The organism is Sulfitobacter maritimus, assembly GCF_013346665.1.
GTDB classification, from domain to species: Bacteria; Pseudomonadota; Alphaproteobacteria; order Rhodobacterales; family Rhodobacteraceae; genus Sulfitobacter; species Sulfitobacter maritimus.
The window spans coordinates 126,103-140,223 of the sequence record NZ_JABVBB010000019.1; the positions used below are offsets into that span (position 1 = coordinate 126,103).

Below are 14,121 nucleotides of genomic sequence, written 5' to 3' on the forward strand. Positions count from 1 at the left end.
GAATGGTACAAAAAACTGCACTGATTACGGGCGCTGGCAGCGGCGTGGGGCTAGCCTGTGCGCAACGGCTCGCACGGGATGGTTTCACCGTCGTTTTGGCCGGGCGCGGACAGGACAAGATTGACGCGGCCTGCGCGACGCTCGAAGGGAAAGGGCATATCGCCGTTGCCGCGGATGTGGGGATGGAGGCCGACGTCGCAGCGCTTTTCGATCGGGTGGAGACAACCTTTGGTCGGCTGGACCTGTTGTTCAACAATGCTGGGCGCAATGGCCCCGCGGTAGAGTTGGACGCCCTTAGCATGGCGGATTGGAATGACATCGTCGCGACCAATCTGACCGGGTCTTTCCTCTGTGCCCGTGCTGCATTTGCAATGATGAAGCGGCAAAGTCCAAAGGGCGGGCGGATCATCAACAACGGCTCAATCAGCGCCCATGTGCCGCGCCCGTTGTCGGTGCCCTATACGGCGACAAAACATGCGATCACCGGGCTCACCCGCGCGTTGTCACTCGACGGCCGTGCGCATGACATTGCTTGCGGGCAGATCGACATCGGCAATGCGGCGAGTGAGATGACCGAGCGGATGACAGAAGGCGTCCTTCAGCCCAATGGCAGTCGCATCTCGGAGCCGCGCATGGATGTGAACGACGTGGCCGAAACGCTGTCTTACATGGCGAAGCTGTCGCTCGACTCGAACGCCATGTTCGTCACCGTTATGGCCACCAAAATGCCTTTCGCGGGGCGCGGTTAAGCGGTCAAAGCACCTTGCCCGGGTTCATCAATTGGCCTGGGTCCAAGGCTGCTTTGATTTGGCCCATCAACTCCAGTGCGACCGGGTCTTTATACCGGCGCAGCTCGGCCCGTTTGAAGGTGCCAATGCCGTGTTCCGCTGAAAATGAACCGCCCATTTCATGCACGATGTCATGTACGATCCGGTTGAAAGCGCCATATTCAGCGAGAAAATCAGCGTCCCCCATATCAACAGGGCGGGAGAGGTTGAAATGCAGGTTTCCATCGCCGAAATGGCCAAAGGGGCAGGGGCGTAAGCCGGGCATATGGTCAATGCAAGCCTCGGTCGCAGTGTTGATGAAATCCGCGACGCGGGACACCGGGACCGAAACGTCATGTTTGATCGACGCGCCTTCGGGTTTCTGCGCCTCTGACAGGTTCTCTCGCAGCGCCCACAGCGCGTCTTTCTGCGCCTCCGACGCGCCGATCACGGCGTCGACGATCTCCTCCGCTTTGAAAGCCGTTTCCAATGCAGTTTCTAGCCGGGCGTCGAGGTTCGTCTGCGCGCCATTGCCGGTGAGTTCGATCAGGCAATAGGCGGGATGCGCCTCGGCCATCGGATCGCTACAGCCGGGCGCATGGTCGATCACCATTTGCAGGCCCAGCCGGTCGATATACTCGAATGTCGAAAGCGTGTCCGCGGTCTGGCCGCGCAGCCGCGCATAGAGCGCGAGTGCCGGGTCGGGGCCGGTGCAGGCCACCAGCGCGGTTGCGCGTGCGGTGGGTTTGGGAAAGAGCTTGATCACCGCCGCGGTGATGATGCCAAGCGTGCCTTCGGCGCCGATAAAGAGGTGTTTGAGGTCAAAACCGGTGTTGTTTTTCCGCAGGCCGTTCAGGTCATTCAGCACCCGGCCATCGGGCAGCACCGCTTCGATCCCCAGCACGAGGTCGCGGGTATTGCCATAGCGCAGCACCGCCGTCCCGCCCGCGTTGGTCGAAAGGTTGCCGCCGATCTGGCAAGACCCTTCGGAGGCGAGCGAGAGCGGGAAAAGCGCGTCGACCTCATCCGCCGCCGCTTGGATATTGGCGAGGATGCAGCCCGCCTCGACCGTCATCGTGGCATTGGTCGGATCGACCGCGCGGATACGGTTCAGCCGGTCGGTCGTGAGGAGAATGCCGCCATCGGGCACCCCGCCCCCCGCGAGGCCGGTGTTGCCGCCCTGCGGTGTGACCGGCACCTCGGCTGCGTGGCACAGACGCATGCAGGCGGCGACCTCTTCGGTTGAGCCGGGGCGGATCAGCGCCACCGCTGTGCCGCGCCGCAGCCCGCGGTCTTCGATCAGCCGCGCGTCGAAATCCTTGGCGTCGGTCACCACATGGGCAGGGCCGATGGCATCGCGCAGCGCATCGAGCAAGGCGGTGTGGTCTTGCGCCTTCGTATCATCTGCGCGGCGCGGCGCGGTCAGGGTCGTCATCTGGGTCATCCTTCAGCGCTGGTCGGCGTCGACTTTTTTCTGAGCCGCGGCGCGCAGCTTGCTGATCGTGGTGCGGGTCGAGATCTGCTCGGGGTCGGTCACCAGTTCGATCAGCGCCGGACGGCCACTCTCGCGGGCGCGGGTGAAGGCGGCGGCGAAATCCTCGGTCTTGGTCACCCGTTCGGCATGGACGCCCAGACCTTCGGCCATCTTTACGAAGTCTTGGTTCTGCAAGGTGGTGCCCGAGATACGCTCCGGGTGGTCGCGTTCCTGATGCATGCGAATGGTGCCGTAGATGCCGTTGTTGAACAGCAGCACGATGGGCCGCCCGCCATATTGCGCGGCGGTGGCGAGTTCATTGCCGCTCATCATAAAGCCACCGTCGCCGACGAAGGAGAGCGTCAGCCGCTCGGGCGCAGCGATCGAGGCTGCGACAGCGGCAGGGACGGAATAGCCCATCGCGCCGCAGGTGGAGCCGACGATCCGGCCCGGACGGCCAAAGCGCAGGAAACGCTGCGCCCAGCCGGTGTGGTTGCCCGCGTCGAGCGTGACCACCACGTCGTCGGGCAGCTCATCGCGCAGTTGCGCAAGGGCCACCCCCATGTCGAGGTCCCATTCCCCGCCATTCGGCGCTTCGGTATCGGTGAGGTAATCGGCGTGTAGCGTGTCGCACCAATCGCCCCATGTCTCTGCCCGGCCCAGATCGAGGCCGTCCAAGGCAGCGGCCACAGCGACGGGCGCTGCCGCGATGCCCAAGTCCGGCGAATAGACGCGGCCAATCTCATCCGCCTCCGGGTAGAGATGCACCAGACGGGTCTCGGGGTTGGGCGATTGCATGGTGGTATAGGTCTTGGTCGTCATCTCGCCCAAACGCGCGCCGATCACGATGAGCAGATCCGCCTCGCGCTGGTGGGCGTATAGGCTGGGCGCGGTGGAGGTGCCGAAATCGCCTGCATAGACCGGCGAGAGGTTGTTCACGATGTCCTGTCGCCGAAAGGAGGTGGTGACGGGGATCTTGTTGGCTTCGGCAAAGCGTGTGATGGCCGCCGCACTCTCATCCGACCAGCCAGAGCCGCCGAGCAGGAGCAGGGGCCGTTCGGCCTGCGCGGTCTCGGTCTTGAGCATATCGAGGCTATCGGGCGACAGTCCCGCATAGGTGGCCGTATAGGGCCGGGCATCGGCCACGGAAACCACCTCGGTCAGCATGTCTTCGGGCAGGGAGATCACCACCGGGCCGGGACGGCCCGAGGTCGCCACGCGAAAGGCGCGGGCCATATATTCGGGCACCCGCGCCGGGTCGTCGATCTGGGTGGCCCATTTGGCGATGGGGCCGAACATGGCACGGTAGTCGATTTCTTGAAAGGCCTCGCGGTCGGTGGTGTCGCGGGCGATCTGGCCCACGAGCAGGATCATCGGCGTGCTGTCTTGCCGCGCGATATGCACGCCGATGGCCGCGTGGCAGGCGCCGGGACCACGGGTAACCATGCAGATCCCGGGTTTGCCCGTGAGCTTGCCATAGGTCTCGGCCATATTCGCGGCCCCGGCTTCGTGCCGCGCGTTGATCAAGTTGAAACGGTCCTGCACGTCATGAAGCGCGTCCAGCACCTCAAGGTAGCTTTCGCCGGGCACGCAATAGGCGGTGTCGGCGCCATGGATCAAAAGCTGATCCACAAGGACCTGTCCGCCGGTCCGCGCCTTGAGGGATGTTTTTTGCAGCATGGAGAAGGCTCCGTTCTGAGAGGGTTCAATACCCTAGCGTTTTGTCGACGACGCCCTGCAAGGGCTGACCCATTTGGTGCCGCTTCAGATTATCAAAAATACCAGGCAGGCTGGTTTCCAAACGCGTGATGCACGCGATGTGCGGGGTGAGGATGATACGCGGATCATCCCAGAAAGGGTGGCCCTCAGGCAGCGGTTCTGGCGCGGTGACATCAATGACCGCCGCGCGCAATTTGCCACTGTCGAGCGCTTTGGTAAGCGCGGCATGATCCAATTGCTGGCCGCGCCCAACATGCACCAGCGCGGCGTCATCGGGCAGCTGCTCGAACAGGTTGCTGTTCAGAATGCCGCGGGTCGCCGAGGTCAAAGGCAGCAAACAAACCAAAATATCGGTCTGCGCAAGAAACCGGGGCAGAGCGTCTTCTCCGTGGAATGTCTCGACACCCTCGATTTGATGCGCGCTGCGCGCCCAGCCAGAAAGAGAGAACCCAAAAGGTGCCAAAGCTCGAAGCGCACCCCGGCCTAGTTCCCCTAATCCCATGACACCCACGCGGCGATCACGGGGCAGTGGCGGGACCGAGACGCGTTCCCACTTTTGGTTGCGTTGATTGTCCAGGTAGCCCTGCAAATCTCTGTGCAAGGCAAGAATGGCCATTGTCACATATTCCTGCATCATTGAGGTCAGTCCGTCATCAATCAATCGTACGACAGGAACGCCATCGGGCACGTCGGACATCACAAATTGATCCGCCCCTGCGCCAAGCGAGAAAATAACCTCAAGATTGGGATACGCTGTCTTGATGTCGCTCGGCACCTGCCAGGTCAGCATGTAGCGTACGGTGGCCTTATCATAAGGCTCATCCGCGATCGCAACAGCGACTTCAGGCATTTGTTGCGCAAACTTCGCCCGCAGCATTTCGGCCCGGGGGCGGTCCAGGTTAGCAAGAAAGGTCAAAGGAGCCTCCAATTGGTCAGGCAGGATCGTTGCGCACGTCCAAGGCATCGCGCAGCCCATCGCCGATAAAGTTAAAACTGGTGACTGCGATGGTGATCGTGATGCCGGGGATGATGGCCAGCCAGGGGGCGGTCGCGAGATATTGCTGCGCGCCATTGAGCATATTTCCCCAGCTTGGCAGCGGCGGCTGGATGCCATAGCCAAGGAAGCTGATATAGGCTTCAAGCAGGATCGCGCGGGCGACGGTCAGCGTCGCTGCCACGATGATGGGGCCCACCATATTGGGCAGCAGCTCTCGGAACATGATATGAGAATTGCGCAAGCCTAGCATCCGTCCGGCCATGACGAAGTCACGTTCCCGCAGGGATTTTACCTCAGCTTCGACGATCCGCGCGATCTCCATCCAGCTGGTAACTGCGATAATGATTGTGATCATCACCGGGCTTGGATTGATGAAAGCGGCCAAAGCCAACAGCAGGAAGATCGAGGGGAAGGCTAGGAACGCATCCACAAAACGCATGAGGATCGAATTGACTTTGCCGCCATAGTACCCCGCGACGACGCCAATGACCGTCCCAATTGCGGTCGACAACACCATGGCAAAGAAGCCCACCAGCAGCGAAATGCGCCCGGCCATCAACAGCCGCGCGGCGATGTCACGCCCCAAGGGGTCGGTGCCGAGATAATGGTCGCCGCTCAAGGGCGGCGCAAAGCGTGCGCGCAGGTCAATGTAGAGCTCATCATAAGGCAGCAGATACGGGCCGATGATACAAGCCAAGGTCAATAGGAACAGCATGGCCATTCCGATCATTGCTAAGCGGTGTTGGACAAAACGCTGTACGCCCCGACTACGCCACCAGCGATGCTTATGTGTGTGAATTTCAACAGCTGTCATTTGACGTTTTCCTTCGCGAATGGTCGCAAGCTCAGGCGAGGCGGATGCGCGGGTCGATCGAAGCGGCAACGAGATCGGCAATCAGATTGCCCAGCAGGACGAGGATGGCTGAGAACATCAGCAGCCCCATAACAACTGGGTAATCGTTATAGCCAAGGCTATCGAGAAAAAGACGCCCCATGCCAGGCCATGTGAAGACCGTTTCGGTCACCAGAGCGCCACTTAAGAGGTTAGGCAGTTGCATCCCTGCAAGGGTAATCATCGGCAAAAGCGCGTTACCGACCACATGTTTCATCAGCACCCGGCGTTCGCCGACACCTTTCGCCCGCGCGGTCTTGACGAAATCTTGGTTGATCACGTCAAGTGTCGCGGTCCGCATGTAGCGGCTCCAGATTGCAATATTGACCAATGCTAGCACGACGCTTGGCAAAATAAGGTGGTGTAGATAATCGAGCAGAGACCCATCGCCGATCGTGTACATGTTCCCGGCTGGCAGCCATCCCAGTTTGAGCGAGAAGACATAGATGCCCACAAGGCCGAACCAGAATGTCGGGATGGACAGGGCGATCATTGCGCCCACTGTCGCGGTATAGTCAAAGGTTGAATAGCGGTGCGTTGCCCCGCGGATGCCAATCCAAGTTCCCAACCCGATCGAAATCACTGTCGAGCTGACCATCAGCAACAAAGTTGCGAACAGATGCCGTCCGATCACCGTCAGAACGGGCTGCTGATCCCGGTACGAGGTGCCCCAATCTCCTTGCAGCAAGCGCCAAGCCCAATCGAGATATTGGATGGGCAGCGGTCGATTGAGCCCCATCTGCTCTGCGATCCGATCCATGGTTTCTTGGGTCATGCCAGGCGTCAGCGCATATTGCGATAACGGACCCCCTGGGGTCAGATGAAGCACCCCGAACCCGATCATCGAGACGATGATCAAAAGCACGATGCTCTGCCAGAGGCGTTTTACGAGAAATCCAGCCATTCTTGGGTTTGCCTTTTCCGCGAGGTGGGGACGACGAGGCGCCAGAAAGCAGCGCCCCGTCTAGCGTTTATTGGTCCCAGTAATATTGGGCCGCGTTCCAGGTATCGATGCGCGTGTTGATGTTCGCTTCGATCCCTTTGAGCCCCTCTTTGTGACCGCGCACGGTCGCATATTGGAAGAGAGGCAGCAAAGGCAGGTCTTCTCGAATGATTTCCTGCACCTGGCCGTAGAGTTCCTTACGCTTTGCCTGGTCAAAGATGCGCCCAGCCTCTTCGAGTAGCTTGTCGACCTCTGGGTTTTGATACTGGCCGGTGTTCGAGCCGCGGCCGCCTTGTGCTGGAATCGCATCAGAAGCAAAACGCACGGTGACATCGGCATCCGCCCCGGTGGTGAAAACAATGCCAACGATCACAGAATCAAACTGCGACTGGGTCCAATACTCGCCCCACATCACCGCTGGCGGTTTGTTTTCAATGGTCATCTCGATCCCGACCTCGCCAAGGGATTGCTGGATGAACTGCTGGGCCTGTTCACGCAAATGGTTGCCCGAGGTCGTCGAGTTGCTGAAGGACAGGCGCACCCCATCTTTTGCGCGGATGCCGTCGGCGCCGCGCTCCCAACCCGCCTCATCCAGCAGCTTGTTTGCCGTTTCGGGGCTGTATTCATGCCGGGGCAGATCGGGATTGTAGTAATAGGACTGCTGCGGCAGATAGCTTTCGCTGGGGGTCGGCAATCCGTAATAGAGTGCATCAATGATTGTTTGTTTATCGATCGCCGCATAGATCGCTTGGCGCACCGCGCTGTCCTGAAACTGGGGTTTCTCGTTGTTCAAGAAGACCGATTCAACGGTGGGGGCGGGCACAACGCTGACTTCTTTGCCGGCCAAGGTCTTTGCCTCGGCATAGTTGTCGGGCGTGATGTACTGATTGCTGATGATGTCGATGTCGCCGCTTTTGAACTGAGTGTAAAGGACGGTCAGGTCTGGGATATATTTGAAGATCAGGCGTTCGACGAAGGGGCCTTCACCGAAGTAGTCGGGATTTGCCACAAGCTCCACGTGATCGCCTGCTTTACGGCTGCCCCATTTGAACGCACCGGTGCCGATGGGCGCCTGGTTGAAGGGCGCTTCATTGCGATCCTCTAGGTGACCAAGAATATGTTTGGGCACCATCATGGTCTCAACCAAGATCGACATATACGGCGCAAAAGGTTCCTCCATGCGCCATTTGATCTCGGTGGGGGAGACGACTTCGATATCCCGCACCAGCTCATGGCCCGTGGTCCGCCAGCTGCGGAAGTTTGGGTCCATGATCAGCTCGAGGGTAAACTTCACATCTTCAGCGGTGAAGGGCTCACCATCATGCCAAGTCACATCGTCCCGAAGCTTGAAGTGCCAGGTTAGCCCGTCTTCCGACAGACCGCCGTTTTCGATCGTCGGAACCTCGGCTGCCAGAGCGGGGATGAATTCCCCATCCGGGCTGATCCGAACCAGGCCGTCAAAGACAGAGAGCTGGACGCCGTCATCAACCTCAATACGAGGCATGAGCGGGTTAAACACAGTTGGTTCTTGACTAACCCCAACGACGATTTGCCCAGTTGGTGTGTCCGGCCGCGCGGCCCAAGCTGGACTGACCAACAGATTTGGCGCGATTGCGCCAGCGGCCCCCGTGAGGCCCAACATGGTTAGCGCCTTGCGGCGGTTCATATTTGTAATTGGCATGGTCTTCCTCCTCCTTTGAATTTCTATTTCACGCTTTCTGAAGAGCATGATCGGCACCCGGGATGGCGGCGACTAACTCGCGTGTGTAGGCGTTTTTCGGGGCGTAAAAGATTTGAGACGGTGGGCCGGCTTCGACAATCTGGCCTTTCTGCATGACCAGCAGTTCATCGCAGATTTGGCTGGCAACGCGCAGATCGTGGGTGATGAAGAACATGGCCACTTGGGTCTCGCGCTGAATTTTGTCTAAAAGCTCCAGGATTTGGGCTTGGATTGAGACATCAAGGGCCGAAACCGCTTCATCTGCAACAAGCACATCCGGATCAAACATCAATGCCCGTGCGATACCTACGCGCTGGCGCTGACCGCCCGAAAACTCATGCGGGTATCGCCCGAAGGCCCCAGCATCCAATCCCACCTTTTCAAGGATTCTGAGCGCTTTGGCCCTGGCATCGGCTTTTCTCATACCCTGTGCGATCGGACCGATCGTGACGATGTGGCCAATCGTAGAGCGTGGGTTGAGAGACGCGAAGGGGTCTTGAAAAATCATCTGGATCTTTGGCCGCAACGCACGGAAATCGCTTTCCTTCATTGAGGCGATGTCCTGCCCTTTGTAGAGAATTCGGCCGCTGTCGCTGTCTAGCAATTTGATCAACAAGCGGCCTAAAGACGTTTTGCCAGAGCCACTCTCCCCCACGACCCCAAGCGTCCGCCCTCTGCGAAGGGTGAAGTTTGCATCGTCAACGGCTTTAACCTCGCGCTGGCGGCTAAACCATCCACCGCCACTGCGGTAAACCAAATTCAGTTTCTCGACGGTCAAAACAGGGTCATCAGTTCTATCGCTTGACGCACTGGGACGATCTGTTTCCCTCAGGCGCGGCACGGCAGCGATGAGGCGCTTTGTGTAGGGATGCTGGGGTGTCGAAAACACTGTGTCAGCCACCCCCTGTTCGACCATATGGCCTTTCTCCATGACGATCACCCGATCGGCAATCTCAGATACCACGCCGAAGTCGTGGGTGATGAACAAAACGCTCATGCCCTTCTTGCGCTGGATCTGCTGGATCAAATCTAGAATCTGCGCCTGGGTCGTGACATCCAGAGCGGTAGTGGGTTCATCGGCAATTAGAATGTCAGGCTCAAGAGCAAGTGCCATTGCGATCATCACACGTTGTCGTTGGCCACCTGAGAGACGAAACGGGTACTGATGAAGCATTAACGCGGGATCCGGCAAGCCAACTTCAGTCAGCAATTCGAGCGCACGCGCACTTCGCGCTTCGGCTGTTCCTTCCCCGTGTGCTGCCATCACTTCGGTAACTTGGTCGCCGACGGTCATCAGCGGGTTGAGGGCAGACAAAGGGTCTTGAAAGATCATCGAAACGACCCGGCCCCGCAGCTTGCGCAAAGCTGGCTCGTCCAGCTCTAGGAGATTTTGACCTTGGAACAGAATCTCGCCAGAGCTGACGTGCATCAATGGCGGCAACAGCCCCATAAGCGCGTTAGCGGTTACCGATTTGCCAGACCCGGATTCTCCGATGACGCAGAGGATTTCACCGCGAGGCAGCTCAAAGGAAATATCCTGCACAGCATGCTTGCGCTCCATCCCTTTGGGCAGATCGACCGTAAGATTGCGGACTGACAATACGGGACCGGACATCGCTGAGTCGCCCTTATTCTCGGAGATTCTGCCTTGTGTTGTCACTGTGGCCCGTCCCTGACGCTTTTTCACTAATGAAATTCAAACAACGGCTATAATGAAATTTACGCTTAGTCACGCCCATTTTTTCACTTTTTTCACTTATATGCTTGCACTACCCTCCTTCTATTTTCATTATTGAACGCACTAAGGCGCGGCTGATCCCGTTTCTCAAGCATTTTCCTCATAGGATTGCCCATGACGACACCAAACCTTCGCGCTGACGCTCCGATCGGAGCAACCTTCCGTCGTCAGCGACATGAAAAGGGCATGTCTTTGCAAGAGCTGGCTCGAGAATCGGGTGTGTCCGTCGGTATGATCAGCCAGATTGAGCGCGACATTGCCAACCCGTCGATGCGCGTTCTCACAGCATTGCGCCGCGCGCTTAATATGCCGATGCAGGAGATGTTCAGCGATAGCTCAGATGGAGCGGACGAAGAACCTTCGTTTATCCGTCGCGCGGCAGATCGACCGCATATTGATCTAGGATCGCTTCAGAAAGAATTACTTACCTCAGGCGGCAACCATCATTTGCAGATGATGATCCTGACGATCGCGCCTGAGGCCACATCAGGCAATACGGCGCTGAGCTATCCCGCAGAGAAAGGGGGGCTCGTTCTGGAAGGCGAGCTTACGCTTTTCGTCAACGGACAAAGTGCTGTGTTGAAAGAAGGTGATAGTTTTGTCTTCGACAGTTCGCTGGAGCATGGCTTTAGAAACGATAGTGCCGCGCCGGCCCGCATTTTATGGGTCATAGGCGCCGTCCAATTTGACCGTCACTTATAACCTCCGCAGGAGCCCCCACGATGTCCGCCGAAAACACCACGTTAAAATGCACGCCCTACTGGTGGGAAGCCGCGCCTGTCTCCCCCGTGCCAGAAGTGCCGCTGGAAAAACGTGTCGATGTCGCGATCATCGGCGCTGGCTATGCGGGGCTGACGGCTGGATTGACGCTGGCCCGCGCCGGGCGATCGGTGGCAATATATGACAAGCAACACCCAGGCGAAGGCGCTTCCTCGCGCAACGGAGGCATTACCAGCGGCAATATCAGGTTGGACCATGCGACCTTGGTGAAGAAATTCGGCCAAGAGCGCGCCGATGCCATCACGCTTGAAGGCAAGGATGCCCGCCAGCATCTTTATGACATGATAACTGCCGAAGGGATCGACTGTGATTTCGCTCAGGTCGGTCGCTTCGGGGGGGCGCTCGGTACCGAAGATTATGAGCGGATGGCGCGCCACGCTGAGCATCTGGAGCGCAACCTTGGGATCGAATCCTATGCTGTCCCTCAGGCCGAACAGCACAAGTACATCGGTACGGATTTTTTCCGGGGCGGCAGTGTGCGTATGGATATCGGCGGGCTACATCCGGCGAAGTTCATCGCCGAACTACTGCGTGTCGCCCAAGCTGCGGGTGTTGTTGTGCATTCCGACACAGCTGTTGAGGGTATCGACCAAGAGGCTTCTGGCTTTACGGTACGTACCGCGCGAGGGCAAGTTCAGGCACAACAGGTTCTTATCTGTACGAATGGATACACCGATGGTGCCACCCCCTGGTTGCGCCGTCGCATCGTGCCGGTACGCAGTCGGATCATTGCCACTGAGCCTCTCCCGCCCGAGCTTATGGACAAGTTGATGCCGCGCCGCATGATGCTGAATGATACCCGCACGCTTGGTTTTTACTTCCGCCCGTCACCGGATGGGACGCGCATACTTTTTGGCGGACGAGATGGGACGTCTCTTGAAGATCCCACCAAACCGGTCGCCTATCTGCGTCGCAATTTGCTTGACCTGTTTCCAGAGCTGGAGCCTTTTGCCATCTCGCATACTTGGTATGGCAAGGTTGCCATGCACCGCGACATGATTCCGCGCATTTTCGAGAAGAAAGGGATGCTTTACGCGACCGGGTTCTGCGGTTCTGGTGTTGTCTGGGCACCATGGATCGGGCGGAAGGCGGCGCAAAAAATCCTGGGGAACACCAATGAAGCCCCTTCGGCCTTTGATTTCCAGCCGCCAGCAGCCATTCCATTTTACAATGGGAAGCCCTGGTTCATGCCGTTCTTCATGATGAAGTACCGCATGGACGACCGGGCGAAGATGCGTCGGGCAGGCCGCTAGGATGGGAAGGGCAGAATGTCTAATTATTCCTAGCGGCGCCAAGCGGAAGATCGAACGACCTTCCAAATAGGACCCGCGGCCAAACTTTGGGAGATACCGAGCTTTAGACCCCATGATCGCCGTGTGAGCTGACTGGTTCGGTGGCCTCTCCCGCGGCATTCTCTGTTCGAGGGCTGCGCCAGATAGGCTAGCGCCGAGCCTCACGAATGGGGGAGAGACCACATGCAAGATAGCACATTCATCGGACTTAATGTCCACAAGGCTACGATTTCTGTTGCGGTCGCCCAAGGTAGGCGCAGGGGTGAAGTGCGCCATTGGGGAACGATTCCCAATCGGCCGGACCACCTCAGGAAGCTGGTCGAGAAATTGAGTGCTCACGGATCCCATTTGCATTTTTGCTATGAGGCCGATCCATGCGGCTATGGTCTGCGCCGCCAACTGGCCGGCTTGGGGCATGACTGCATCGTTGTCGCGCCGTCACTCATTCCAATGAAGGCCGGCGGGCGAATTGACGGCGGTCTGGGTGCCGGATGCAGCCCACGAGGCGATGCGCGATCTGGTTCGAGCGCGGGCGACAGCTGTGCGCGTCACCGGCGCGGCAGCATCTCCAAGGCTTCCTGCTCCGCAACGACCGGACTTATCCGGGTGAAAAAGGCTGGACAAAGGCCTATCGACGCTGGCTGACGACGGTTCGCTTTGAGCGCCCGGCCCAGCAAATCGTGCTTCAGGATTATATCCATGCCGTGACTGACGCCGAGACCAGGATCGAGCGGCTGACTGGGCAGATTGCCGACCTTCTGCCGAACTGGAGCCTCGCGCCAGTGCGCGTCACACGTTGTCTGTTTCGGCTTTGTTGCACAAATCGGGTTAAAGACGTTCTTCCCCTTACCCCAGACGGATTTAGCCTACGGGCTTAGTGATAGGTATGCCAAGAGCCGTATAGCGGTTGAGGATGGCGATGCGGACTTGGATTTCCGCGACTTGCCTTTCGAAGTCCCTCGTCATGAGCGATTGGCCCAGTAGTTTCATACAATGCATCTTGGTTTCGACGCGGCTTCTGCGGTGGTATCCACTCCAGCGTCGCCACACCGTGCGGCCCAGATACCGTTGCGCATGGACCGCATCGTTGCGGGCAATTGCTCCGGCGCTCGTAGGCTTCCAGGGCTTTGCATTCTTGCGTGGCGGGATCACCGCATGGGCATCTCTGGCAGCAATCGCCTCGTGGCATTTGCGGGTGTCATACGCCCCATCTGCGGTAACGTTGCCAATGTCCTGATCGAGCGGGATTTGGGTCAGGAGTTCGGGCAGCATGGGAGCATCACCGATGTTGCTGCTGGTGACTTCGACTGCCCGAACTTCCAGCGTTTCCTCGTCGATACCTATGTGTATCTTGCGCCATATGCGGCGTTTAGAACCGCCATGCTTACGTGCATTCCACTCGCCTTCACCCTCGGCCTTGATCCCCGTGCTATCGATAAGAAGATTCAACGGGCCAGCACCGCCACGATACGGCAGGCTCACGTTCAGCGTTTTCTGGCGGCGGCAAAGAGTGCTGAAGTCCGGTGCTTACCAATCAAGCCCGACCAACCGCAGCAAGCTTTGAACGAACCCAGTTGTCTGGCGGAGCGGCATGCCAAAAAGGACCTTCAGCGTTAGACACGTTTGAATAGCCGCGTCACTGAATTGCTGTTGCCGACCGCGCTTGCCGTTTGGCGGCGGCGCCCACACCATCTCCGGATCAAACCAGATCGACAACGATCCGCGCCGCTTCAAGCTGTCATTGTAAGACGACCAATTCTTGGTCTTATATTTGGTAGGGGACCAGCTGCTCATCCCCT

10 protein-coding genes and 1 pseudogene are annotated in these 14,121 nt (G+C 58.6%); 3 read left to right on the forward strand and 8 right to left on the reverse strand.

The genetic code is table 11. The features are described 5' to 3' along the window. The first annotated feature begins 2 nt into the window (after window positions 1-2). On the forward strand, window positions 3-749 hold the full coding sequence (locus HTT03_RS01590) for an SDR family oxidoreductase (protein WP_174858125.1): 747 nt from the start codon (window positions 3-5) through the stop codon (window positions 747-749). 4 nt (window positions 750-753) lie between these two features. Here the strand turns inward: HTT03_RS01590 and HTT03_RS01595 are convergent, their stop codons facing one another. The 7 genes from HTT03_RS01595 to HTT03_RS01625 all read right to left on the reverse strand — a co-directional run bounded on the left by HTT03_RS01595 (window position 754) and on the right by HTT03_RS01625 (window position 10,127). Continuing rightward, window positions 754-2,202 carry an FAD-binding oxidoreductase gene (locus tag HTT03_RS01595; RefSeq protein ID WP_174858126.1) on the reverse strand — a complete coding sequence of 483 codons (1,449 nt, stop codon included), beginning with the start codon at window positions 2,200-2,202 and terminating at the stop codon, window positions 754-756. A 12-nt stretch (window positions 2,203-2,214) separates the two neighbouring features. Next, a complete protein-coding gene (locus tag HTT03_RS01600; protein ID WP_174858127.1) occupies window positions 2,215-3,921 on the reverse strand; it encodes a thiamine pyrophosphate-binding protein in 1,707 nt (568 codons plus the stop codon). Between the two features lie 25 nt (window positions 3,922-3,946). Beyond that, the gene (locus tag HTT03_RS01605) at window positions 3,947-4,936 is read right to left on the reverse strand and encodes a 2-hydroxyacid dehydrogenase (protein ID WP_246253325.1); all 990 of its coding nucleotides are present in this window, start codon (window positions 4,934-4,936) and stop codon (window positions 3,947-3,949) included. After that, entirely contained in the window at window positions 4,893-5,771 is an 879-nt protein-coding gene (locus HTT03_RS01610; protein ID WP_174858128.1) for an ABC transporter permease, read from the reverse strand. Before HTT03_RS01610 ends, HTT03_RS01605 begins: the two co-directional genes overlap by 44 nt. A gap of 31 nt (window positions 5,772-5,802) precedes the next feature. Further along, window positions 5,803-6,753 (reverse strand): ABC transporter permease, encoded by a 951-nt coding sequence (locus HTT03_RS01615; protein WP_174858129.1) that lies wholly within the window; start codon window positions 6,751-6,753, stop codon window positions 5,803-5,805. 67 nt (window positions 6,754-6,820) lie between these two features. Further along, window positions 6,821-8,521, reverse strand: coding sequence for an ABC transporter substrate-binding protein (locus HTT03_RS01620; RefSeq protein ID WP_246253319.1), 1,701 nt, complete (start codon window positions 8,519-8,521; stop codon window positions 6,821-6,823). Continuing rightward, window positions 8,502-10,127, reverse strand: coding sequence for an ABC transporter ATP-binding protein (locus HTT03_RS01625; protein ID WP_174858130.1), 1,626 nt, complete (start codon window positions 10,125-10,127; stop codon window positions 8,502-8,504). Before HTT03_RS01625 ends, HTT03_RS01620 begins: the two co-directional genes overlap by 20 nt. Window positions 10,128-10,364: 237 nt before the next feature. Here HTT03_RS01625 and HTT03_RS01630 point away from each other — a divergent pair, with 237 nt between their 5' ends. Continuing rightward, the gene (locus tag HTT03_RS01630; RefSeq protein ID WP_174858131.1) at window positions 10,365-10,952 is read left to right on the forward strand and encodes a cupin domain-containing protein; all 588 of its coding nucleotides are present in this window, start codon (window positions 10,365-10,367) and stop codon (window positions 10,950-10,952) included. A gap of 20 nt (window positions 10,953-10,972) precedes the next feature. Further along, window positions 10,973-12,283: an NAD(P)/FAD-dependent oxidoreductase gene (locus HTT03_RS01635; RefSeq protein WP_174858132.1), complete on the forward strand. Its 1,311-nt coding sequence runs from the start codon at window positions 10,973-10,975 to the stop codon at window positions 12,281-12,283. Window positions 12,284-13,183: 900 nt separating this feature from the next. Here HTT03_RS01635 and HTT03_RS01640 read toward each other — a convergent pair. Continuing rightward, window positions 13,184-14,116: pseudogene (locus HTT03_RS01640) on the reverse strand (IS5 family transposase). Window positions 14,117-14,121 lie beyond the last annotated feature (5 nt).

What these genes read in the sequence shown, in the direction of transcription:
- HTT03_RS01590 (WP_174858125.1), top strand. Translation starts at nt 3, where the DNA reads ATGGTACAAAAAACTGCACTGATTACGGGCGCTGGCAGCGGCGTGGGG.
- HTT03_RS01595 (WP_174858126.1), bottom strand. Translation starts at nt 2,202, where the DNA reads ATGACGACCCTGACCGCGCCGCGCCGCGCAGATGATACGAAGGCGCAA.
- HTT03_RS01600 (WP_174858127.1), bottom strand. Translation starts at nt 3,921, where the DNA reads ATGCTGCAAAAAACATCCCTCAAGGCGCGGACCGGCGGACAGGTCCTT.
- HTT03_RS01605 (WP_246253325.1), bottom strand. Translation starts at nt 4,936, where the DNA reads ATGGGCTGCGCGATGCCTTGGACGTGCGCAACGATCCTGCCTGACCAA.
- HTT03_RS01610 (WP_174858128.1), bottom strand. Translation starts at nt 5,771, where the DNA reads ATGACAGCTGTTGAAATTCACACACATAAGCATCGCTGGTGGCGTAGT.
- HTT03_RS01615 (WP_174858129.1), bottom strand. Translation starts at nt 6,753, where the DNA reads ATGGCTGGATTTCTCGTAAAACGCCTCTGGCAGAGCATCGTGCTTTTG.
- HTT03_RS01620 (WP_246253319.1), bottom strand. Translation starts at nt 8,521, where the DNA reads ATGCTCTTCAGAAAGCGTGAAATAGAAATTCAAAGGAGGAGGAAGACC.
- HTT03_RS01625 (WP_174858130.1), bottom strand. Translation starts at nt 10,127, where the DNA reads ATGTCCGGTCCCGTATTGTCAGTCCGCAATCTTACGGTCGATCTGCCC.
- HTT03_RS01630 (WP_174858131.1), top strand. Translation starts at nt 10,365, where the DNA reads ATGACGACACCAAACCTTCGCGCTGACGCTCCGATCGGAGCAACCTTC.
- HTT03_RS01635 (WP_174858132.1), top strand. Translation starts at nt 10,973, where the DNA reads ATGTCCGCCGAAAACACCACGTTAAAATGCACGCCCTACTGGTGGGAA.